The sequence below is a fragment of the Rahnella sp. CG8 genome (genome assembly GCF_023701875.1).
Taxonomy (GTDB): domain Bacteria; phylum Pseudomonadota; class Gammaproteobacteria; order Enterobacterales; family Enterobacteriaceae; genus Rahnella; species Rahnella aceris.
Genome location: NZ_JABAED010000006.1, coordinates 37720 through 50970, shown reverse-complemented (window position 1 = coordinate 50970; position 13251 = coordinate 37720). Strand labels below are relative to the sequence as shown.

Below are 13251 nucleotides of genomic sequence, written 5' to 3'. Positions count from 1 at the left end.
TTACTCCATACCCGATTGGCTGGCTTGCAGCAGGCTGTCCTGCAACTGCTTCGCATAGCGTGAAAATGCCGGACTGACGCGGAAATCGTCGTTGCGCGGGAAGGGTTCGTTAATGGCGATATCTTCCACTACCCGCCCCGGACGGGCGGCCATCATGATCACCCGCTGCGACAGAAATACCGCTTCGTGAATCGAATGCGTGACGAACACCACCGTCAGCCCCTGTTCCCGCCACAGGCGCAGCAGATCGCTGTCGAGCTTGTTGCGGGTGATTTCATCCAGCGCACCAAAAGGTTCATCCATCAGCAGCAGTTTCGGACGCGTCACCAGCCCGCGGGCAATGGAGACGCGCATCTGCATGCCGCCTGACAGTTCGCGCGGCAGGACTTTGGCAAATTTCCCCAGTCCTACCAGTTCCAGTGCTTCACTGACGCGGGTATTGGCTTCGGCTCGCGGCACGCCCGCCAGATCCAGCGGCAAACGCACGTTGTTCTGCACGTTGCTCCACGGCATCAGCGTGGCTTCCTGAAACACGAATGACAGCGGCACCTGCGCTTTTTCACGGCTGTCGCGCCGCCACAGCACCAGTTTGCCGTCGCTGGGTTCCGTCAGCCCGGCGACCATTTTCAGCAGCGTACTTTTGCCACAGCCCGACGGGCCGAGCAGGGTGACGAATTCACCCTGATTGATGGTCAGATTGACCGGCAAAAGGGCGCGGGTGCCGTTGCTGTAAATTTTCTCCGCCGACAGCACTTCGATGGCAGGCACGGGTGGCGGATTGGCTGAGCGGACATCGCTCATCACGGTCAGTTTGGGGGCTGAATTCATGGCATAACCTTCGCGTCTTTGATCATGTCGAGGGTATAAGTCTGCTCAAACGGCACTTTATCCGCGTCGATCAGCTTGTTTTTCACCAGCATGTCCCAGGTCTTTTTCAGACGCGGTTCAGTGATGATGCCGATACCGCCGGTTTGTGCGTCGCCGCCGGTCACCAGCTCATACTTCTTCATCTGTGCGATGCCGAAGGCAATCTGGTCTGCCCCCATACGCGGGTTGGCCTGAGTGATAAGCTGGTTGCCCGCGGCCGGATCCTGCAAGTATTCCTTCCAGCCCTGCATCGAGGCCTTCACGAAAGCGGCCACCGCTGCCGGGCGTTTTTTAACAGTATCCGCCATGCAGATAATCGAGTTGCCGTACGGCGGGTAACCCCAGTCGCTGAGCATGTAGACGTAGAACGGTTTGCCGCCTTTTTCGATCGAGAAAGGTTCGGAGGTGACATAACCCTGTTGCACCAGATTATTGTCTGCCAGGAACGGCTGCACGCTGAAGGTGTACGGGCGGATTTTGGCACTCCCCAGCCCCAGTTCACTTTTCGCCCACGGCCAGAAAGAGGTATATGCCTCGGTGGCCAGCAGGAAGGTTTTGTCTTTCAGTTCCTGACCTTTCTCCACTTTGTCGTGGCTGATAAACACCGTCGGCGAATGCTGGAATACCGTCGCGACGGTCACCGCATGCACGCCTGCCTGCCAGGTTTCCAGCGCCTGACCGTTGTCGCCGAGCGTACAGTCAGCCTGTCCGGCGGCCATCAGTTGCATCACATTGACCTGCGGGCCGCCCATTTTGATGCTGACATCCAGACCGGCGGTTTTGTACAACCCTTTGGCCTGCGCCTGGTAAAAACCGCCGTGCTCCGCCTGCGCGTACCAGTTGGTCAGGAAGGTAAATTTCTCTTCCGCCATGCTGGTGGTGGAAACCCCGGCCAGCAGCACGGCCAGCAGGCTGTAAGTGAAGGGACGCTGTATTTTCATCTTGAGAATTCCTTTATTCAGAGGCCAGAGAAGACGAAGGAGGAGTGAAGCTGGTTTGCACAAAGCCGTTCCAGTGGTGTTTTCCCCAGGTTGGCTCGCTGCGGGCTTTCCATTGCATGTGATGGATTTCGGTGATCGCCTGCGCCCAGCTTGCCGCCAGCGAATCGAGGATCGCGTGGCCCTGTTCAGCGGTTGCGCCGGTCGGGTCGCCAATGACGCCGCTCGGGCCAAAATCATAGGAAGCCCAGGCAGCGGCAGGGCGTCCCGATGACAGCGTCGGGCACGGGAATTCCGGCGGATAATTGGCGACGGCATGTTCGATGTGAACACATTCCGGTGCCAGCGCCAGCATTACAGCGGTTTCGCTGTGACCGGCATGCATCGCCATTTTCTGCTCCTGCGCGCTCAGGAACTGATTTTCCACGTTGGGCACGCGGAACACGTCGTGAGGGATCATGATCATGTCGCCGTGACGCAGGCGCATTTCCCGCGAAGCCATTTGCAGCACCTGCGGTTGTCCGCCGTGACCGTTAATCATCAGCAGCTTGCGGAATCCGGCGCGATACAGGGATTCGGCAATTTCTAAAACCGTCTGCAACAGCGTGTCGCCGGTTAAGGTCAGTGTGCCGGGGAAATTTAAATGTTCGTCAGATTTGCCGTAGGTGATGGGCGGAATAGCGTAAGCAGGAATAGCTTCCGGCAGCCGCGCCAGCGCATGGCCCGCCACGCCGGAGGAGATCACGCTGTCAACCGAACATGGCAGATGCGGCCCGTGCTGCTCAATCGCACCGGTCGGTAAGACGATCACGGTGTTGGCTTTGTCGGGCAGGGCGGCAATGGCCGTCCAGCTCAGAAAAGGGAGAAAACGCGCTGCGGGAATATAACCGTTAATCATGCTGTGCCTCGTGGTCGGACATTTTAGGGTTAGCGGGACTGGGGTAACCAGGCGGTGGCTTCCACCTCAATCAGCACCCCGGCATCTGGCAGCATTTCGCTGACCTGCACCACGGTGGAAACCGGCGGCTGCCCGGGATAAAAGAGTTTTCTGACCCGGCTGTAATACGGGAAGTGATCGAGATTGCGAAAATACTGCACCAGCTTGATCACATCGCTCATTTGCCCGCCTGCGTCTTCAATGGTGTGGCGGATGCTTTCGAGCACATACCAGCTTTGCGCCAGAACCGGCCCCTGTTTGGCGTCAGTCGAGAATTCGCCGGTTTCGCCCAGCAGCTGGCGTGCTTCGGCGGGGATATCCTGAAAACCGCGCACGATGGTCGCCGTCTGCGGGTTAACGGGAATAATGCCGGAGAGAAAAACGAAATCACCGGCACGACGCCACGCGGCATATTTGGCGAGCGGTTTTCCCGCTCCCGCTTCAAGACTCATGGGATAACTCCTGATTCCAGGTACGTTGGTGCGTCAGCCTGCCGTGGTGAATAACCAGACGGGCCGCGCTGTGTAAAGGCCAGGTCAGGCTGTCGCTGCCCGGGAAGAGAACCAGCGTGGCGTCGCTGCCGGGCGCAAGTGGCAGGGCGTTCTGAGCCTCACCGGTCAGTGCGCCGACATCGCAAATAAGCCGTGACTGCTGATCAAAAACGTTTTCAAGCTGAAGCGCGAACAGGGCGCAGCTCAGCGTATCCAGCGGGTCATAACTGCCCGCCGGACAAAAGGCGTCCTGCACGTTATCGCAGCCAAGCAGCATCGGAATGCCCGCCGCCTGTGCTTCTTTCAGCAAGGTGATACCGCGCTGGCGCGGCGTGCGACCTGTGACGGCGTCCTGCAACAGCAGGTTGGTCATCGGCAGCGCAATCAGCGTGACGCGCTGCGCCGCCAGCACACTCAAAATCTCCTGCGCCTGTTGTTCACTGCCGGAAGCCAGCGCACAGCCGTGGCTGCAACAGATATGGCCGCTGAATGTGCTCTCCGACAGGTAATCCGCCAGCCAGCTCAGGCCGTGTGCCACCGGCGAAAGCTCCTCGTCGATATGCAAATCCAGATTCAGTTTCCAGCGTGCGGCGCTGTGCATCAGGTGGGTCATCGCCGCCGGATCCCAGTTTGAGGAGTGGATAAATCCGCCCAGCAGGCAGTCTTTTCCGTTTTGTGCCACCGCGCGGGCGATGCGGTCAGCCGCTTCGGCATCGGCGAAAAAGCTCAGCGGTGCCAGCGCCACCCGCTCCAGCGTGACACCCGGTTGCGCCATCCCGCTCAGCTCAAGCCAGGCCTGCGGTGGCTCCACGTCAAACCAGTCAATGTGAGTGCGCAAACGGGTCACGCCGTTCGCCGCTGCCCAGCTCAGTGCCTAGCCGGCACGCTGGCGAATGTCAGCCGCCGTCCAGTGCTGACGGTCCTGATGCAGGGTTTCAATGGCCGCCAGCAGACCGGGTTTTGACGGGCGGCTGCGGGCAAGGGTGAAGATTTTATCGAGATGCGCATGGGGTTCAACCAGCCCCGGCAGCGCCAGTGCGCCGTGTGAGTTCCACAAATCATCTTGTTCTGGCTGATAAGGCGTCACGGACGCAATTTTGCCTGCATCAAAACGCACATCTGCCGTCACCGGTTCGCCTGCCTGCAAAGGCCATCCGTCGGGCAGCAACCACGCGGGGAGGCGAACGTTAGCAATGCCATTAAGTGTTGCAGCGGGGGTGGGAATGTTCATCGTCAGGCTCCGCGTGGACATTACAGGTCGAGGACCAGAACGGGACTTTTGGATCGCGAACAGCACAGCGTTATCTGCGTGTTCTCCGCTTTCTCTTCTTCAGTCAGCACGCAGTCACGGTGATCGGGAATACCGTCGATCACGTCAGTAATACAGGAGCCGCAAATACCCTGTTCGCACGACAGCATAATATCGACTCTGGCACTTAATAAAATTTCAGCAATCGTCTGGTGCGGGCCGACTAAATAACGTTGTCCGGTGGAGTTAAGCTGAATATGAAATGCCTGGCTGTCGGCTTCATTATTCAGATTCGCATTACTGAACCGTTCGAAAGATAATTGATTTTCCTGCCAGTGATGGGTCTGCATAATGTCTTTAAGCCGCTGAATAAATCCGTCCGGGCCGCAGGCCAGCACCCGGGTATTCTCATCCGGCTGCAACAAACTCAGTGGCGTGTTATGGCGCAGGGAATCGTTTGCGCTGCTGTCATGAAAAAAGACGTGTTTCGCTAAGGCAGGCGCGGTTAAACGCGGCAGATACGCAATGTGTTCCCTGCCTGAAACAGAGTAATGCAGTTCAAATTCAATCTGTTGCTCAGCCAGGTGTTCCGCCATCGCCAGCAACGGCGTGATGCCGATCCCCCCGGCAAACAGTAAATATCGCCCGGCCTGTGGCAGCGGAAAATGATTGCGCGGTGCCGAGATCATCAGGTTATCGCCGGGGCGGAAATGATGATGAATGAAGTGCGAGCCGCCGGTGGAGTGTTCCGCCAGTTTGACGCAAATTTCATAATATTCACCGCTGCTGTTTTCACTGCACAAAGAATACTGGCGCGGGCCGAGTTCGGGAATAAAAACGTCAATGTGTGCTCCCGGTAAATAAGCCGGTAATAAACTTCCTTGCTGCGCAACCAGCTGCAGGGAAATATTCCCGACACCGTTGATATTGGCGGTTTTAATTGTGACAGGGATTAATCCGGCATCTTTCATCGTCATTTACCGTATTGACTCTGGTGAAACATTCATAAAAAGGGGAGTCGGTCCGTTTGCCGCATAACCCGCTGTCTTAACGCGCATTACTGCGCGGAGCCGGCCTGATGAGCGGTGAAACGATTGTTCCCGTTGCAATGAAAGCTACGTTATTGTTATAAAACTGTTGCGTCCAGCGCTTTGATTCGCACATCCCGTTGCATAAAAGAGAGCACTCATTATGTTCGCATTCTCCCGGTTTCTGCTGTACTTCACTGAGGTTGCCCGCCAGGGATCGTTCCGTAAGGCGTCGGAAACCCTGCACGTTGCCGCATCGTCAATTGACCGGCAGATATTGCGGGTTGAAAAAGAATTAGCCATGCCGCTGTTTGAGCGACACCCCACCGGGCTGCGGCTGACGGCGGCGGGCGAGCTGTTACTGCATGCTGCCAATAACTGGAAAAAGGATTTCTCGCGTGTCTGCGAACAGCTCGACGATCTGCGCGGGTTACGGCGCGGACACGTGCGCATTGCCACCATTGATGCCATCAACCGGCAGTTTTTCTCGTCGATGCTCAAAAAGGTGCATCTCGAGTATCCGAACATTTCATTCACCCTGACCACCATGAACAACGTGGACATCCAGCAGGCGCTGATGTCGGGCGATGCTGATTTCGGACTGATGCTGAATCCGCAAAGCTCCCGCGAGTTGCAGGTGCGGGCTTTTGCCGAAATCGATTTGGGTGTTGTTGTGCCCAAAGGGCACCCGCTCGGGGGCAGAAGCGGCGTGCGTTTTAATCAGTGCATGGAATATCCGTTTATCCTGCCCGCCGCGCCGCTGATGCTGGCCGAGCCGGTGCAGGCGCTGATGAATATCAACGGCGACATGATTCATGAGGTCGCGGTATCGAATAACATCCACATGATCCGCTCGCTGATTAAGGAGAAAATGGGCATCGGCATTCTGTGCTGGCTCGATATCATGGATGAGGTGGAAAGCGACGAACTGCAGTTTATTCCGCTGACCGATCCGCAGTTAAAAACCTTCACGCTCTCCCTGTGCGTCGCCCCTTCACGACAACTTTCTCTGGCCGCTTCGATGATGCTCAAACAACTGGAGATGTTATTCAGCCAGATCCAGACTCCGGGGCGCGACCGGCACTGATTTGCACTGATTTGGTGCTTCACGCTCTGTGATGAATCAAAGGTTGCAGGGTGTGATGTCTGTTTATCCCGACAACGCGCAGGGAAAGCGGGTCTGCGAAGTTGGCATCGTTTTTGTATAGTTAAACGTGAGTAGAAGCGGTCAGTGCAGGCAACTGCGCGGGACATTGCTCAGCAACCATTTCGCGGTTCATTTTGAGCCGGTCAGGGGGCTGAGCCGCGTTTGCTTATCCTCCCTCCGGCGATGATTAGGAGAGGAGCAATGAAGTCAATTTCCCGCATTCCCCTGTCTTGCTGCGTGCTGAGCACGCTGATTGCTGGTGCTTTCTCACTGTCGGCGCAGGCCGATGAGAAAATCGCGCTGCTGACTTCCTGGTACGCGCAGGCTGAACAGGGCGGCTATTATCAGGCGCTGGCGACGGGCATTTACAAACGTTACGGGCTGGATGTCAGTATTCAGTCCGGCGGCCCGCAGATCAACGGCATGCAGTTACTGTTGTCAAAACGCGCGGATGTGATCATCGGTTATGACCTCCAGTTGCTTGAATCCGTGCAGCGTGGTTTTCAGGCCAAAGCTATCGCCGCCCCTTTCCAGTTCGACCCGCAGGGTTTACTGACGCATGCGTCCGTGACGTCGCTCGACGGCCTGAAAGACAAAACCATTCTGGTGTCCAGCTCCGGGCAATCGACCTGGTGGCCGTGGCTTAAGGCGCGTTATCAGCTCAGTGATTCTCAGGTTCGTCCGTATACCTTCAACATTCAGCCTTTCGTCGCCGACGGGAACGTGGCGCAACAGGCGTATGTCAGCTCTGAAGTGTTTCAGGCGCAGAAGGCTGGCGTGAAATCCAATTTCTTCCTGTTCTCGGAGCACGGCTATCCGCCTTACGGTGGCATTCTGATCACCCGTCCTGAGCTTATCAGCAGCCGGAAAGACGCGATGGCGAAGTTCGTAAAGGCGTCGATGGAAGGCTGGGTGAGTTATCTGCAAAACCCGGCGGCGGGTAATGCGCTGATCAAAAAAGATAACCCGAAGATGACCGACGACCTGCTGGCCTGGGGTGTTGAGCAAATCCAGGCGCACCACCTGATTGATGGCGGCGACGCGGCGACGCAGGGCTGGGGCACCATGACCGAAGCCCGCTGGCAGAAAACCCGTGATTTCATGGTGAACGCCAAACTGCTAAACGCGGATACCGACTGGAAGCAGGCGTATACCACCGAATTTGTTGAGCACATGCAGGTTAAACCCTGAGGAGTGTTGCCATGTCATCTGACTCTTTACTGATTAAAAATGCGCACGCCATCCTCACCGGTCTGCCGGGAGAAGCCGCGCGTCACGCCGGGCCGGATATCCGTGTGCGTAATGGCGTCATCGAGGCGATCGGCCCCCTGACGGCGTTGCCCGGCGAGCGCCTGATTGATGCCCGCGATTGTGTGGTCTATCCGGCCTGGGTCAATACGCATCATCATCTGTTTCAGTCATTGCTCAAAGGCGAACCGCAGGGATTGAACAAAAGTCTCACTGCATGGCTAAGCGCGACGCCTTACCGCTTTCGCGCCACGTTTGATGAATCCACCTTTCGCCTCGCGGTGCGTATCGGCCTGACCGAACTGCTGCGTTCCGGCTGCGCCACCGTGGCGGATCACAATTATCTTTACTGGCCGGATATGCCGTTCGATACCTCGGAAATCCTGTTCAGTGAAGGGGAGGCGCTGGGCATGCGCATTGTGTTGTGCCGGGGCGGCGCAACGCAGGGGCGGGCGATTGAGCAGGATTTACCGCAGGCGCTGCGACCGGAAAATTTCGACCACTATATGGCGGACATGGAACGGCTGGTTGGCCGCTATCACGATCCAAAACCGACGTCTCTGCGTCGTGTGGTGATGGCACCGACGACGCTGCTGCATTCTGCGCCCGGTGCGCAGTTGCGTGAAATGGCGAAACTGGCGCGCAGTTTAGGTATCCGGCTGCACAGCCATTTGTCAGAAACCGTGGATTATCTCGATGCGGCGCGCGCTAAATTCGACATGACGCCGGTGCAGTTTTGTGCGGAACACGACTGGCTGGGGGACGACGTGTGGTTTGCGCATCTGGTTAAGTTACTGCCGCAGGAGATTGCGATGCTGGGGCAAACCCGTACCGGTATCGCGCACTGCCCGCAAAGTAACGGGCGTCTGGGCAGCGGCATCGCTGATTTGCTGGCGCTGGAACAGGCTGGCGTACCGGTTTCGCTGGGTGTTGACGGCGCGGCATCCAACGAAGCCGCGGATATGCAAAGTGAAGCGCATGCCGCCTGGCTGTTGCAGCGCGCCCGAAAAGGCATGCTGGCGAAGCCGCGCTATGACGGCGGCACCTTTGAGGGCGGCGGCGATGCGGCATCCATCGAAGACGTGGTGCGCTGGGGCAGCGCGGGCGGGGCGCAGATCCTCGGCCTGCAACAGAGCGGCACCGTGCAGGTGGGCATGCTGGCGGATATCGCCATTTACCGGCTGGACGACCCGCGTTACTTCGGTTTGCACGACATGGCAATCGGTCCGGTGGCCTGCGGCGGCCGCGCCTCACTGAAGGCTCTGATGATCAATGGCCGCGTCATCGTCGAAAACGACGTCATTCCCGGTCTCGATCTGGACGCCATGCGCCATGAGGCAATGTCTGCCGTTCGTACCCTGCAACAGCGCGCTGCGGGCCAACCTAATTGATTCTGAAGGATAAAAAAATGACACAATCCACTCACACATCATCAGCTCAAACACAAGGCTATGCATTACAGGAACTGGAGAAAGAAGCGGGAATGGGCGCGATGGGCGAAGAGACATTTACCCGCGAGGTGCGTTGCATCGATCTTTCAGATTTCGAAAACCGTAAAAGTGAGATCGCCGACGAACTCTGGCGTGCAGCGGTGGAAATCGGCTTCTTTCAGGTGAGCAATCACGGCATTGCGCTGGCCGATATCCGTCAGGCATTCAGCATGACAGAAGATTTCTTCTCGCTGCCCGACGAAGTCAAAGCGCAGTATCCGCTGGCGCGTAACGCCGGTTGGGAAAATAAGTCTCAGGTACGTCCGTCGACCCGAACGCCGGATCAGAAAGAGTCCTACCAGATCACCCGTCCGCTGATGGAGTCGCTGTGGCCGGGCGAACAGGAACTGCCAGCCTTTAAAGACACCATGCTGAGTTTTGAATCGCAATGCTGGCAACTGGGCATGAAATTGCTTTCCTGTTTTGCGCTCAGACTGGGTTTCCCCGAACACTTTTTCGAGCAGGCACACAATCCTGATCAGCAAACCTATCAGAGTACGCTGCGTATGTTGCACTACTATGCCACTGAACAATCGGAACAAGGGATGTGGCGTGCCGGTGCGCACACGGATTTTGACTGTCTGACGCTGCTGTTCCAGCGTCCCGGTCAGGGCGGCTTGCAGGTTTGTCCGGGCAAGGATCGCGAAAGCCAGCAGTGGACCAGTATCGAACCGCGCGAAGACGTGATCACCTGTAATATCGGCGACATGCTGATGCGCTGGAGCGACGATCAGTTGCCATCAAACTTCCATCGGGTGAGAAGTCCGCTGCCCGGCGAATATCAGGGCGCGCGCTACAGTCTGGCGTTTTTCTGTCAGGCTAACAAAGACGTCGAAATTCTGGGGCCGCAGGCGAAGTATCCGGCCATCAGCGCGGAAGCTTATCTGCAACAGCGTATTCAGGCGAATTTCGCTAAAGGGTAAGCGGTCATAAAAAACAAAAAGCCCGCTGAGTTTACTCACGCGGGCTTTTTTGTCTCTGTCAGGCGGTGGTATTGATATTGCGACCGATTGCCGGATTAGCAGGTAACGCGGGGATCGCGTCAATCATGCTGGTCACTGCCGTCTGCTGACTATCCAGCGACTTTTTCAGCAGGATATTGTTGACCTGAGTGCTGGTATCCAGACTATTAAGGCCGGTCGCCAGCGATGCAATTTGCGAAACATCCATTTTGTTCTCCTGTTCGGTACAACATAAAAGGAACTGATGCGGGCATGAAACTGAAAGGTTATCGGCAGTTTCCGTAATAACTGTAGCGATAAATACAGCAGACCTGGCAGCCGCTTAAAGACGCTCCCGATTCCGCACGCAAGTGGAAAAGGCTCTGTAGCCTGTATCGCCTCAGGAATTACGGTTATAATCGCGCAAATTATTCAACGGATTTAGAAATGAAAATGACAAAACTCTCCTTACAAGAGCAACTGCTGAAAGCAGGATTAGTCACCAGCAAAAAAATGGACAAAGTGCAGAGAACGGCGAAAAAATCACGCGTTCAGGCGCGCGAGGCCAGAGAGGCGGTGGAAGAAAATAAAAAAGCGCAGATGGAGCGTGATAAGCAACTGAGCGAACAACAAAAACAAGCTGCCTTATCTAAAGAATATAAAGCGCAGGTGAAGCAACTGATTGAAATGAACAAGATCGTCATTTCAACAGGCAATATTGATTTTAACTTCACCGATAATAATCTGATTAAAAAAATGGTGGTGGATAAGACCACCCAGTCTCAGCTGATTAGTGGTCGTCTTGCCATCGCGCGTCTGGTTGCTGATCACAGCGGCGAGACGCAATATGCCATTATCCCCGCAAGCGTTGCGGATAAAATTGCCCAGCGCGATGCCAACAGTATTGTATTAAACAGCGCGCTGAGTCAGGAAGAGCAGGATGAAGAAGATCCGTATGCTGATTTCAAAGTGCCGGATGATTTGATGTGGTAGTTCCGCTTGCCCGGCGCTGCCCGTGACGGATAATGACACTCAGTTACGGGCATCTGCCGGGGCGTCTGAATACAGCCACTTTTCTGCCGCCGCGCGGATCCGGTGTTAACCTGAGACGATCAGTAGGGGATGCCCTCACCAAAAGCGCCGTCAGTTAAACAAATCTCTGCTGCGAAAAGGGCGCCCTGACGCAAGCTTTGGGACAGCGTATCGCCTTTAACATGCGCCAGCAAAAAAGCCGTGATAAAAGCATCTCCTGCCCCAAGCGTGTCTACCGGCGTGATATTTTCCGATGGCTGACTGATCCAGATACTGCCATTGAACAGTAACGCCCCCTCAGACCCGCGCGTTGCAACAGGCAGGCGACATCCCGCATGCCATGCCGTTTCCAGTATCTCGCGGGTTTCTTCCATGCTGCGTTCAGCGCATGAGAAAAACCCGTAGTCTAACTGACGACATAACGGGCCTATCTTTCCGGCATCAAAATCATCAGAAAAATCATAGGATAAGCTGCCGGGTAGCATACTTAATTCGGGCAATAGCGCATCAACATAGCTATAAGCGCTGGTATGTATCAGCGAAAACTGACCTAGCCAGGGCATATCGGTTAACACAAAATCCATCGACGTCGTCTGCCGGATCCCCCCGGCGTTGGAGTCAATAAACCGTCGCTCCCCCTGATCAACGGTCAGACTGGCATAACCATTTTCACCCGGTACGACCCGGCAATGAGAGGTATCAATCTCCCTTGCTGCCAGGACGCGGCGAATATGTTCTGCCGCGCTGTCGTCGCCGAAAACGCCCAGATACGCCGCATTTGCGGATAATAAGCGGGCGTACACACTGAAGTTAAGCGCGTTTCCTCCCGGATAACCGATACCTGTATGGGTATACCGGTCAATCACGTTATCGCCCAGGCCAAGTACTCTCATGTTGTCATCTCCTAATAAGCGACCTGTCCCATGTATCGTCGTGTTTCCAGCGGATGTTGACGTATCTTCGCTAATGCCGCGCGATATTCGCACATAACACTGTAGAAGAGGACGGGGTTAAAATACTCCACCACGCTGGCGGGTATGACGCCAAGCCCCAGCTCTTTTGCATCCACAATTTCCACCTTATTTCCGTACTGCCGAAGGAAATCGCGCACTCTTTCATCAAGTGCCCTGGTGCGGCCTTCGTTCATCATCAGGATCCAGGGGGTATTCATATCTGTCACTTCAAACGGACCATGGAAGAATTCGCCGCTATGAATTGATGCCGCATTCAGCCACTGCATCTCCATTAATGAACATATGGCAAAACCATAAGCATGTCCGTAGGAAGCCCCGCTGGACAGAATGTAGAAAAGTGATTCCCGGCTGTAGCGCTCAGCAAAGGCGGCGCAGCGCGCCTGAACCTGCTGTCTGGCCCGGAAGATAATCCCATCAATTTGCGCCATGCCTGCCTGGAAATCGGCATATCCGGCATAACCCCCGGTCTGTTGCAAGGCTTCGACGCAAAGACTCAAAATGATTGCCATCGGGTTATTAATCACCTGGCTGTCATCTCCCCAGGCATAAAGCAAGTTACTGTCTGAAAAGCCGATAAGGTCTGCATTTTCATTGTGCGTCAGTGTCACCGTAACGCTGCCCCGGCTTTGGGCCAGTTTGGCCGCCGCGACAGACTCTGTGGTATTCCCGCCATGTGAGCAAACAATCGTCAGGGATTGAGGGCCTAATGTCTTTGGTGCGGCATGAACAAACTCGTTTGCGGTCATCATGTAACTGTGTAAAGCCGTCGACTCACTGTTAAGAAAATAATTTGCCGGATACATATCCACCAGCGACCCGCCGCAGGCCACAAGAAACACCTGGCTCAGTCCTCCCTGCGGGAGGAAGCGCTGTTCGATAAGAGAGGAGATAATTGCTGAAGTATTCATA

General features: G+C 55.8%; 13 protein-coding genes and 1 pseudogene. 5 read left to right on the top strand and 9 right to left on the bottom strand.

Annotation, left to right across the window (positions count from 1 at the left end; all coding sequences use genetic code 11):
- The 6 genes and pseudogenes from HGO41_RS07575 to HGO41_RS07550 form a co-directional block, all read right to left on the bottom strand.
- Positions 1-828 (bottom strand): ABC transporter ATP-binding protein, encoded by an 828-nt coding sequence (locus HGO41_RS07575; protein ID WP_013575205.1) that lies wholly within the window; start codon positions 826-828, stop codon positions 1-3.
- The gene (locus HGO41_RS07570) at positions 825-1739 is read right to left on the bottom strand and encodes an ABC transporter substrate-binding protein (RefSeq protein WP_223509501.1); all 915 of its coding nucleotides are present in this window, start codon (positions 1737-1739) and stop codon (positions 825-827) included. The genes HGO41_RS07575 and HGO41_RS07570 overlap by 4 nt, the downstream gene beginning before the upstream one ends.
- A gap of 82 nt (positions 1740-1821) precedes the next feature.
- A complete protein-coding gene (locus HGO41_RS07565; protein ID WP_112151848.1) occupies positions 1822-2703 on the bottom strand; it encodes a creatininase family protein in 882 nt (293 codons plus the stop codon).
- 29 nt (positions 2704-2732) lie between these two features.
- A complete protein-coding gene (locus HGO41_RS07560) occupies positions 2733-3194 on the bottom strand; it encodes a RidA family protein (RefSeq protein ID WP_126124785.1) in 462 nt (153 codons plus the stop codon).
- Positions 3184-4464 (bottom strand): annotated as a pseudogene (locus HGO41_RS07555) (amidohydrolase family protein). The gene HGO41_RS07560 and the pseudogene HGO41_RS07555 overlap by 11 nt, the downstream one beginning before the upstream one ends.
- 20 nt (positions 4465-4484) lie before the next feature.
- Positions 4485-5459, bottom strand: coding sequence for a PDR/VanB family oxidoreductase (locus tag HGO41_RS07550; protein WP_250980930.1), 975 nt, complete (start codon positions 5457-5459; stop codon positions 4485-4487).
- Between the two features lie 214 nt (positions 5460-5673).
- Between HGO41_RS07550 and HGO41_RS07545 the strand changes: the two genes are divergently transcribed.
- The 4 genes from HGO41_RS07545 to HGO41_RS07530 all read left to right on the top strand — a co-directional run bounded on the left by HGO41_RS07545 (position 5674) and on the right by HGO41_RS07530 (position 10318).
- Entirely contained in the window at positions 5674-6597 is a 924-nt protein-coding gene (locus HGO41_RS07545) for a LysR family transcriptional regulator (protein ID WP_112151851.1), read from the top strand.
- A 261-nt stretch (positions 6598-6858) separates the two neighbouring features.
- A complete protein-coding gene (locus tag HGO41_RS07540) occupies positions 6859-7848 on the top strand; it encodes an ABC transporter substrate-binding protein (RefSeq protein WP_112151852.1) in 990 nt (329 codons plus the stop codon).
- An 11-nt stretch (positions 7849-7859) separates the two neighbouring features.
- Entirely contained in the window at positions 7860-9296 is a 1437-nt protein-coding gene (locus HGO41_RS07535; protein WP_250980929.1) for an amidohydrolase family protein, read from the top strand.
- Between the two features lie 17 nt (positions 9297-9313).
- Positions 9314-10318, top strand: coding sequence for an isopenicillin N synthase family dioxygenase (locus HGO41_RS07530; RefSeq protein ID WP_112198360.1), 1005 nt, complete (start codon positions 9314-9316; stop codon positions 10316-10318).
- A gap of 58 nt (positions 10319-10376) precedes the next feature.
- Here HGO41_RS07530 and HGO41_RS07525 read toward each other — a convergent pair whose 3' ends face one another.
- Complete coding sequence (locus HGO41_RS07525; protein ID WP_013575215.1) at positions 10377-10565, bottom strand: YjfB family protein; 189 nt, start codon at positions 10563-10565, stop codon at positions 10377-10379.
- 224 nt (positions 10566-10789) lie between these two features.
- On the opposite strand from HGO41_RS07525, the gene HGO41_RS07520 reads away from it, so the two are divergent.
- Positions 10790-11329 (top strand): DUF2058 domain-containing protein, encoded by a 540-nt coding sequence (locus HGO41_RS07520; RefSeq protein WP_013575216.1) that lies wholly within the window; start codon positions 10790-10792, stop codon positions 11327-11329.
- Between the two features lie 119 nt (positions 11330-11448).
- Here the strand turns inward: HGO41_RS07520 and HGO41_RS07515 are convergent, their stop codons facing one another.
- Both HGO41_RS07515 and HGO41_RS07510 read right to left on the bottom strand, forming a co-directional pair.
- Positions 11449-12261 carry a PfkB family carbohydrate kinase gene (locus HGO41_RS07515; protein WP_250980928.1) on the bottom strand — a complete coding sequence of 271 codons (813 nt, stop codon included), beginning with the start codon at positions 12259-12261 and terminating at the stop codon, positions 11449-11451.
- An 11-nt stretch (positions 12262-12272) separates the two neighbouring features.
- The gene (locus HGO41_RS07510; RefSeq protein WP_121019409.1) at positions 12273-13250 is read right to left on the bottom strand and encodes an SIS domain-containing protein; all 978 of its coding nucleotides are present in this window, start codon (positions 13248-13250) and stop codon (positions 12273-12275) included.
- Position 13251: the final 1 nt, after the last annotated feature.

Coding starts and splice junctions, on each gene's coding strand:
- HGO41_RS07545 (WP_112151851.1), top strand. CDS start 5,674: ATGTTCGCATTCTCCCGGTTTCTGCTGTACTTCACTGAGGTTGCCCGC.
- HGO41_RS07520 (WP_013575216.1), top strand. CDS start 10,790: ATGACAAAACTCTCCTTACAAGAGCAACTGCTGAAAGCAGGATTAGTC.
- HGO41_RS07550 (WP_250980930.1), bottom strand. CDS start 5,459: ATGACGATGAAAGATGCCGGATTAATCCCTGTCACAATTAAAACCGCC.
- HGO41_RS07570 (WP_223509501.1), bottom strand. CDS start 1,739: ATGGCGGAAGAGAAATTTACCTTCCTGACCAACTGGTACGCGCAGGCG.
- HGO41_RS07510 (WP_121019409.1), bottom strand. CDS start 13,250: ATGAATACTTCAGCAATTATCTCCTCTCTTATCGAACAGCGCTTCCTC.
- HGO41_RS07565 (WP_112151848.1), bottom strand. CDS start 2,703: ATGATTAACGGTTATATTCCCGCAGCGCGTTTTCTCCCTTTTCTGAGC.
- HGO41_RS07540 (WP_112151852.1), top strand. CDS start 6,859: ATGAAGTCAATTTCCCGCATTCCCCTGTCTTGCTGCGTGCTGAGCACG.
- HGO41_RS07525 (WP_013575215.1), bottom strand. CDS start 10,565: ATGGATGTTTCGCAAATTGCATCGCTGGCGACCGGCCTTAATAGTCTG.
- HGO41_RS07575 (WP_013575205.1), bottom strand. CDS start 828: ATGAATTCAGCCCCCAAACTGACCGTGATGAGCGATGTCCGCTCAGCC.
- HGO41_RS07560 (WP_126124785.1), bottom strand. CDS start 3,194: ATGAGTCTTGAAGCGGGAGCGGGAAAACCGCTCGCCAAATATGCCGCG.
- HGO41_RS07535 (WP_250980929.1), top strand. CDS start 7,860: ATGTCATCTGACTCTTTACTGATTAAAAATGCGCACGCCATCCTCACC.
- HGO41_RS07515 (WP_250980928.1), bottom strand. CDS start 12,261: ATGAGAGTACTTGGCCTGGGCGATAACGTGATTGACCGGTATACCCAT.
- HGO41_RS07530 (WP_112198360.1), top strand. CDS start 9,314: ATGACACAATCCACTCACACATCATCAGCTCAAACACAAGGCTATGCA.